Origin of the sequence: Streptomyces flavofungini (assembly GCF_041028215.1) — a bacterium.
Taxonomy (GTDB): Bacteria; Actinomycetota; Actinomycetes; order Streptomycetales; family Streptomycetaceae; genus Streptomyces; species Streptomyces flavofungini_B.
This window is the reverse complement of record NZ_JASKYR010000551.1, coordinates 1-6,867: the sequence shown is the minus strand read 5'-3', so window position 1 is coordinate 6,867 and position 6,867 is coordinate 1. Positions and strand designations below refer to the sequence as shown.

Annotated in this window: 9 protein-coding genes; 2 read left to right on the top strand and 7 right to left on the bottom strand. The window is 73.4% G+C overall.

Annotation, left to right across the window (positions count from 1 at the left end; translation table 11 throughout):
- Window positions 1-16: 16 nt before the first annotated feature.
- Window positions 17-502: a hypothetical protein gene (locus AB8Z36_RS29395; RefSeq protein ID WP_369216422.1), complete on the bottom strand. Its 486-nt coding sequence runs from the start codon at window positions 500-502 to the stop codon at window positions 17-19.
- A gap of 61 nt (window positions 503-563) precedes the next feature.
- Window positions 564-1,016 (bottom strand): hypothetical protein, encoded by a 453-nt coding sequence (locus tag AB8Z36_RS29390; protein ID WP_369216421.1) that lies wholly within the window; start codon window positions 1,014-1,016, stop codon window positions 564-566.
- A 225-nt stretch (window positions 1,017-1,241) separates the two neighbouring features.
- Here AB8Z36_RS29390 and AB8Z36_RS29385 point away from each other — a divergent pair, with 225 nt between their 5' ends.
- Window positions 1,242-2,267: an RICIN domain-containing protein gene (locus tag AB8Z36_RS29385; protein WP_369216420.1), complete on the top strand. Its 1,026-nt coding sequence runs from the start codon at window positions 1,242-1,244 to the stop codon at window positions 2,265-2,267.
- Window positions 2,268-3,118: 851 nt separating this feature from the next.
- Here the strand turns inward: AB8Z36_RS29385 and cpt are convergent.
- The 3 genes from cpt to AB8Z36_RS29370 form a co-directional block, all read right to left on the bottom strand.
- Window positions 3,119-3,667, bottom strand: a complete 549-nt coding sequence (gene cpt, locus AB8Z36_RS29380; RefSeq protein WP_369216419.1) for a chloramphenicol phosphotransferase CPT — start codon at window positions 3,665-3,667, stop codon at window positions 3,119-3,121.
- A 9-nt stretch (window positions 3,668-3,676) separates the two neighbouring features.
- Entirely contained in the window at window positions 3,677-3,829 is a 153-nt protein-coding gene (locus tag AB8Z36_RS29375; protein ID WP_369216418.1) for a hypothetical protein, read from the bottom strand.
- Window positions 3,830-4,021: 192 nt separating this feature from the next.
- Window positions 4,022-4,504 (bottom strand): RrF2 family transcriptional regulator, encoded by a 483-nt coding sequence (locus AB8Z36_RS29370; RefSeq protein ID WP_369216417.1) that lies wholly within the window; start codon window positions 4,502-4,504, stop codon window positions 4,022-4,024.
- A gap of 120 nt (window positions 4,505-4,624) precedes the next feature.
- Here AB8Z36_RS29370 and AB8Z36_RS29365 point away from each other — a divergent pair, with 120 nt between their 5' ends.
- Window positions 4,625-5,365, top strand: a complete 741-nt coding sequence (locus AB8Z36_RS29365; RefSeq protein WP_369216416.1) for an SDR family oxidoreductase — start codon at window positions 4,625-4,627, stop codon at window positions 5,363-5,365.
- Here the strand turns inward: AB8Z36_RS29365 and AB8Z36_RS29360 are convergent.
- Together AB8Z36_RS29360 and AB8Z36_RS29355 are read right to left on the bottom strand one after the other, a co-directional pair.
- Entirely contained in the window at window positions 5,335-6,006 is a 672-nt protein-coding gene (locus AB8Z36_RS29360) for a hypothetical protein (RefSeq protein WP_369216415.1), read from the bottom strand. The two genes, AB8Z36_RS29365 and AB8Z36_RS29360, sit on opposite strands and share 31 nt — an antisense overlap.
- Window positions 6,003-6,740 (bottom strand): ANTAR domain-containing protein, encoded by a 738-nt coding sequence (locus AB8Z36_RS29355; RefSeq protein WP_369216414.1) that lies wholly within the window; start codon window positions 6,738-6,740, stop codon window positions 6,003-6,005. The genes AB8Z36_RS29360 and AB8Z36_RS29355 overlap by 4 nt, the downstream gene beginning before the upstream one ends.
- Window positions 6,741-6,867: the final 127 nt, after the last annotated feature.

The following is a 6,867-nucleotide window of genomic DNA, read 5'->3' as shown; positions in this document are numbered from 1 at the left end:
GTGGGGTGGGTGTGCGTCAGTACCAGGGGCAGCGCGGCAGTCCCGCGACCGGGTGCGACATGCCCGCGGGGATCTGGACGATCTCGGCCGGGACGTTCCCCCAGCCCTTGATGTACGGCAGATCACCCACCCGGTCGCCCTGGGTGTAGTACCAGACGTCGTTGCCCTGGGTGTCCTTCGGGCCGATGCTGTAGCAGGTGAACCACGAGGGCGACACGACGAGCCACCCCGTGACCGGCGCGCTGAACGTGGGCCTGCCGTACAGGTCGGCCGGAAGGTTGTCGCAGTACAGCGCCTTGGTGAACGTGTTGCCGATGGTGTCGCGCAGCACGATGCCGTCCTGGAGCGCGCAGGTGGACCGCGCGTCGGCGTGCGCGGGCGTGGCGGCGAGGGTCGGACCGAGCAGCGCGCCGACGCCCATGGCGAGGGCGGCGGACCGGAACGAGCGGGGTGAGCGGGACGGGCGGGAAGAGCGGGACGGACGGACGGGTCTTCGTCTCATGGCGTACTCCTGACGGGTCGACATGTTCGTTACGGGCCTGCGGCGGGCGCGCGGAATCCGGTCACGACCAGGAGCACTTGGTCAGTCCGGGGAAGGGGTGCTGGGGCGCCTCCACCATGTCGGCGGGCAGGTAACCCCACGCCTTGACCTTGGGCGAGGTCACGACCTGATCGCCCTGGGTGTAGTACCAGATGTTGCTGCCCAGGTAGTCGGAGCCCTCCTTCCAGCACACGAACCAGTGCGGGCTGAACCTCATCGTGCCGATGACCGGGCTGGTGGAGCGCGACTGGATGCGCACCGAACCCGGGGTGAGTTCACACCACAGGTCGCCGGTGAAGCTCATCCCCGTCCAGTCCACGTGCGGCTCGCCCGGCCGCAGCCGGCACTCCGGCTCGGCGTCCGCCCCGGCGCCGGGCGCCGCGGCGGCGGGCGCGGTGAGCGCCGCGCACAGCAGCGCGGCGGCCGCCAGCGGTCCCGCGAGGCGGCGCGGCCGCCGCCTGGGTCTTCCGCTCATCGTGAGTTCACCCCTCGTATGGTCGACTCGCATGGTCGACTCCGATGGCCGACGATTCCGGCCGTGCCCAGCGGTACGGGGCAGATGGTGGCCGCCCCGGCTGACGCACCCCTGACGGACCCGGCCCCCGCGGCACCGCGCCCTTGGTGTCAGGTGCGCATCAGACCCATGTGCGACGCTCCGCGCCGAAGACTCCGGCACGTTCCGCACATCCGAGGGGGAATCATGCGAAGACCGGGTCACGAGTGTCAGGGGCGCCCCGGGCGTCTCGCGCGGCACGGGCGCGTCCACGCCGCCCTGCTCGCCGTCGCCGCCCTGCTGCTCGCCCTGACGGGGCTCGGCGGCACGGCGGGCACCGCGCGGGCGGCCTCCGCGGACATCAACATCGTCGCCAAGCACAGCAACATGTGCCTCGAAACCGCGTCCGCCGCCGAGGGCGACGTGGTCACCCAACGCCGGTGCGCCGGACGCAAGAACGCGCTGTGGACGCTGAAGCCCTCACCTCTGGGCGGCAGTTCGTACCAGCTCGTCAACGCCTACAGCGGCAAGTGCATGGCCGTGGAGAACTCCGGCCCCGCGGCCGGTGCTCTCGTACGGCAGCAGACCTGCGGCAGCCAGCCGGGCGCCAGCTTCACCTTCGGCGAGACCGACGGCGGGGTCTGGATCCAGCCGAGGTCCGCCCCCGCGCTCTGCCTGGAGGTCACCGGTTCCTCCGTCGTCGACGGCGCGCAGGTGCGCCAGTGGAGCTGCGACCGGCAGCCGGGCTCGGTCTTCTCGCAGGAGCGCTACACGGGCCCCGTCCTCGGCTGGGCGAAGATCCGGCCCGCCGGCGCGCCCACCCTGTGCGTCACCGAGGGCCGCGACCGCAAGGGCCTCTACCAGAGCGCCGTCGCCGTCCAGCGTTCCTGCGCGCAGGCCACTCCCCCGCGCACCTACCTGGAAGAGGTCGGCGAGGGGCGCTACCGCATCCAGTGGCACCACCCCGAGTTCGGTATCGGCTGCCTGACCGTCATGAACGGCGGCCCGGTGCCCGGCATGCTGGAACCGTGGGACGCCTGCGCCGCCGCCTCCGTCTTCCTTGTCGAAGCCGTCGAGGCACCGGTCCCCGGCGGCTTCCGCATCCGCGAGGAGGCCACGGGCCAGTGTCTCGGCATGGCGGGCGGGGGCACCGCGGCGGGCGTGGAGGTGACACGCCAGGCGTGCACGTCGGCCGTCTCGCAGGAGTTCTTCGTCGACGCCGACACGGAGTGAGGACCACCGCGACGGGCGCGACAGGAACCGGGGACCGGTCGGCACAGCCGTCCGGCCCCGGCCCCGGCCTCACGGTCCCCGGCCTCGTCGGCGGGGTCTCGGCCGACGGGGCGGACGGACCGGTGTGCCGCTTCCAGGGGTACGGCAGCGTGAGCGACCGGCCCGCACACAGTGTGCTGGCTCTCGCGGCGGCTGGACAGTACCGCGAACGAAGACGCACTTCCGCGGGGCGCGGAAAGTGAACGCGGCGGGCGACGCCGCCCGTCAGGAGCGCGGGGTCTCGCCGGGCGGGTGACCGTAGGCGGCGCGGCAGGCGGCGGACCGACCGGCCTGGAGGAGGCGTCGGACACGTCGGCGGCCTCGTGACCCGGCCGACTCCGGACGGGGCGTCCGGCCGGACGCCGCGCAGGGCCATCCGTCTTCCGCGCCCGTCTACCGGAATGGGCCCACACAGACTCGTACCGCCGCCGGGTACCGCACCATCCCCCTCGGGTCTAGCGTGGGGGGGGAAGCATGATGGCCGCACCGCGGCGGCCGTCCTTCCCGGTCCCCGGTCCCCGGACGCGTCCTTGGCCCTCCATCGCACGGAGGTATCCGCGTTTCGGCACTTTCTCCGGGCGGCAGATCTCGCTCTTCATCCGCCTTGCAGTTCACACTCAGGCCCTGCGTGGCCAGACCCGTGAGCCGACAACACGGGCCCGGCCTCCCACCCTTCCGGCCTGTCACCAAGGGGCTCACTCCCGCGCGCCCCGACGGCCGGAGGGGTCACCGCGGCGCCGCTGTGGAGGGGAGCCACGGCGGCGCCGCGACGAACGTCCGCGCACCGTCGCGGCCCCCGTCGCCGTCACCGGTCACCGCTCCGCCGGCCGGCGCACCCGGGCCGCGATGGTGCGCGCGCACGCCATGGCTTCGGCGCGGGTGGTGTCGACCTCCAGGTCGTAGGCGACGCCTTCGTGCACCGCGTCCGCCTGCGAGGCCGCCATGCCCTTGGCCCGGTCGCCGCGCGCGACCTCGCGGCCGGCCGCGACCTCGCTCTCGCACCGCACGCCGACCCAGAGCACCTCCACATCGTCGAGCCGCTTCAGCCACCGCCGCTGCGACGCGGCCCCGCCGAGGAAGACGTCGTCGATGATGATCCTGGCGCCCGCGCGGGCCATGGCGACGACGCCCTCCGTCCAGAACTCCTCCAGCGCCCGGAAGTCCTCGCCGACGCTCACGCCGCCGTCCGCCGTGATCTCGATGCCCGTACCCGACGCCTGCATGCGGGCGGGCAGCGCGTCGACGAAGGAGTCGCAGCCGAACGCCAGCCAGGGGTCGGGCAGTACGTCCTGCAAACACCGTACGATGCCCGACTTCCCGGAGCTGGAACCGCCGTTGAGAATGATCATCCGCGTCGTCATCCCGCCACATTAGCGGCGCGGCTTCCCGCCGTACGGGCCTCGTACCAGCGCGGTGGCSGCCACCKCGCACTCGGCGAGCGGGTCGACGGCGCCGGCGAGGACTTCGCTGTGGAGGGGGCTCGCGGTGCTGACACCGGCGATGAGTTCCTGTGTCTTCAGCATGACGTCTCCCGGCGGGGGCGTGCCTCGTCGCGTGCGGACGCAGCCACGACACGTGTGCGCGGCACGCCGGACGCCATGAGCACTGCCGGATCTGCGCCGCGGCGGCCGGTCGCGCGGCGGACGCCTGCCGGGAGGTCCTGGCCGCCGCACGAACGTAGGCCTGCCGCCCGGATCAGGCCGGGCGCGGTGCGCTCACCCGGAGGCGGAGTTCAGCCACGCACCGATGTCCGGCAGGGCGTCGGGGCCGCTGGTGCGCGCCACCGTGGCGGCGAGGTCGGCGATGGAGACCTGCTGGAGCGAGGCCCGCCAGGCGGCGTCGGCGGCGGACATGACGCGGGCGATGGGGCAGGGCTCCGCGCACCGCTCGGGCGGCGTCCCGAAGGGTCCGCGCTGCCGGATCTCGGTGCAGGTGAACGCCGGGCTCGCCCCGTCCACCGCCTGCACCACGTCAAGGACCGTTATCTCGGCGCCGCCCCTGGTCAGGACGTAGCCACCCGTCTTGCCCTGGACGGATCCGACGAGGCCCGCGCGGGAGAGCGCCTGCATCTGCTTGGCCAGGTAGCTCGGCGAGACGTCGTGCAGTCGCGCGAGGCGCGCGGCGGGGACCGGCTCGGCCGCGGCGGTCAGCACCACACAGCAGTGCAGCGCCCATTCCACGCCACCCGACAGTTTCATGCCTTTTTCCGTCCTCCCCTTTGACTCGGACACAGACTATCCGAGTACTATCCCGGACATCAGGTATCCGAGTTTGCCGCAGCGACGGCACTCGTCCATGGCCACGGAAAGGGCAGGCTCATGAGGATCACGGTCATCGGCGGCACCGGACTCATCGGTTCCCAGCTCGTCACCAGGCTGCGCGACGCCGGGCACGAGGTGGTCGCCGCCGCCCTGTCGACCGGCGTCGACCTCTTGGCGGGCACCGGGCTCGACGAGGCGCTCGACGGCGCGGACACGGTCGTGAACGTGACGAACTCCCCCACGTTCGACGAGGCCTCCCCCGCGTTCTTCCGCACCACCACGGGGCACCTCCTGTCGGCCGGTGAGCGCGCGGGCGTGCGCCACCAGGTCGTCCTCTCCATCGTCGGGGTCGACCAGGTCCCCCAGCTCGACTACTACCGCGCCAAGACCCTCCAGGAAGAGCTGCTGCGGAACGGCCCCACCCCGTACTCGATCGTGCGGGCCACCCAGTTCTTCGAGTTCATGGACGCGGTGCTGTCCTGGACCGCCGACGGCGACACCGTCCGGCTGCCCTCCACCCGCGTCCAGCCCATCGCCACCGCCGAGGTGGTCGGGGCCCTGGCCGACGTGACCACGGGCGCGCCGCTCAACGGCGTCCTGAACGTCGCGGGCCCTGACGTCTTCACCCTGGACGAGCTCGGCCGCCTCACGCTCGCGGCCCGCAAGGACGAGCGCCGGGTCGTCGTCGACGAGCGGGCGGGCATGTTCGGCGCGGTCGAGGGCGACGTCCTCATCGCCGGACCTGGCGCGCGGCTGGCCCCCACCCACTACCGCGACTGGCTCGACTCCTCCCTCTGAGCCCTCAGGACCTGTCGAGGTAGAGACGGTGCGCGATCACCTCCCGGGCGACCGTGAGCAGCGGCTGGTCGTGGCTGTAGGACGAGGCTCCTGGAGGCGGGCGCCGGGGTGCGCGGGCGGCTCCTGGCCCGGGTGGTGAGGGTGTCGGGTGACGTCTGGAGCAGCAGCCGCAGGGTGACCTGGGCGAGGCGGGTGAAGCCCTGGAGCGGCAGGGGCCCGGCCGTGTGCCGGTAACCGGTGAGCACGCCGAGGGTGATGGCGCCGGGCCTGAGGGGCTGGGCGATGCAGGCGCGGGCGGAGGTGCGCAGCGCCGCGGGCTGGAAGGCGGGCCAGCGGGCGGGCGGTTCGGCGGTGCGGCCCGAGTGCGCGGCGTCGGGGACGGGGCCCTCGCCGAGGGTGAACTGGAGGTCCGCCAGGTCGGTGCCGAACGGCGTCGCCGGATCGGACCACACCGGTTCCGCCTGGCCGTCGGCGAGGAGCAGGCTCAGGGTGAGGGTGTCGAGACCGAGCAGCTCCGCCGCCCCGGCCACGGGCAGGGCGTCGATGCCGCGCCCCGCGTCGGCCGCGCGGTGCAGACGGTCCAGAAAGGTGGCGAGGCCGCCGCCGGAGCCCTCGGCGGCGGCTCCCGGCGGGGCGTTCACCGCGAGGGGTCGAGTTCGGCGGGGCCGCTTCCCGTGGCGACCTGGGTGGCGAGTTCGCTGAGCTTCTGGCCGCGGGAACGGGCATGCCCGCGCAGCCTGGCGAACGCTTGGTCCATGGAGATCGACAGCCGCTCCGACAGCACGCCCTTGGCCTGTTCGATCACGATGCGGCTGTTGAGGGCGCGCTGAAGCTGTCCGACCACGGCCTCGCGGCTGCGCAGTTGCCGCTGGTGCAGGAGGCAGCCGGTGGCGGCGGAGGCGAGCGCCTGCGCGATGCGGAGATCGGGCGGCGCGGGCAGCGGCGGCCGCACGATCAGCAGGTTGAGGGCGCCGAGGGTGTACTCGGGCGCCTTCAGCGGGACCGCGCCGACGGCGATGACCCCGGCCGCGCGGGCCTGCGGGGCGAAGCGGGGCCAGCGCCGGGCGCCGGGGCTGCCGTCCGTCAGGTCGACGGCGGGCAGCAGGTCGCCGCTGCGGGCGCTGTCCAGGCAGGGGCCCTCGTCCAGGTCGACCTGGCACTCTTCGAGTTCGCGGCAGCGTTCGTCGGACGCCGTCGCATAGGCCACGGCGCCGTGCTCGTTCAGCAGGGTGACGCCCGCGCCCTGAGCGGGCAGCAGGGCCACGGCGTGGAAGGTCAGGTCATGCAGGAGTTCCAGCGGGTCGAAGTCCGCGACCCGGTGCGCGAGATCGACGACGGCTTCGGCGACCGCGGCTTCACGATCGGTGGAGGGCATCTCAGGCGGCCCGTCCGCTGAGTTCCCCTTCATGACGATGGGCAGGGTCAGGGCGCACACCCGAAGGGGAAGAGGGGGCGGCCCCACCGGGGGCCATGTGTGCTCGCTGACAGGGAGTGCGCTCACC

What these genes read in the sequence shown, in the direction of transcription:
- AB8Z36_RS29385 (WP_369216420.1), top strand. Translation starts at nt 1,242, where the DNA reads ATGCGAAGACCGGGTCACGAGTGTCAGGGGCGCCCCGGGCGTCTCGCG.
- AB8Z36_RS29390 (WP_369216421.1), bottom strand. Translation starts at nt 1,016, where the DNA reads ATGAGCGGAAGACCCAGGCGGCGGCCGCGCCGCCTCGCGGGACCGCTG.
- AB8Z36_RS29365 (WP_369216416.1), top strand. Translation starts at nt 4,625, where the DNA reads ATGAGGATCACGGTCATCGGCGGCACCGGACTCATCGGTTCCCAGCTC.
- AB8Z36_RS29355 (WP_369216414.1), bottom strand. Translation starts at nt 6,740, where the DNA reads ATGCCCTCCACCGATCGTGAAGCCGCGGTCGCCGAAGCCGTCGTCGAT.
- AB8Z36_RS29370 (WP_369216417.1), bottom strand. Translation starts at nt 4,504, where the DNA reads ATGAAACTGTCGGGTGGCGTGGAATGGGCGCTGCACTGCTGTGTGGTG.
- AB8Z36_RS29395 (WP_369216422.1), bottom strand. Translation starts at nt 502, where the DNA reads ATGAGACGAAGACCCGTCCGTCCGTCCCGCTCTTCCCGCCCGTCCCGC.
- cpt (WP_369216419.1), bottom strand. Translation starts at nt 3,667, where the DNA reads ATGACGACGCGGATGATCATTCTCAACGGCGGTTCCAGCTCCGGGAAG.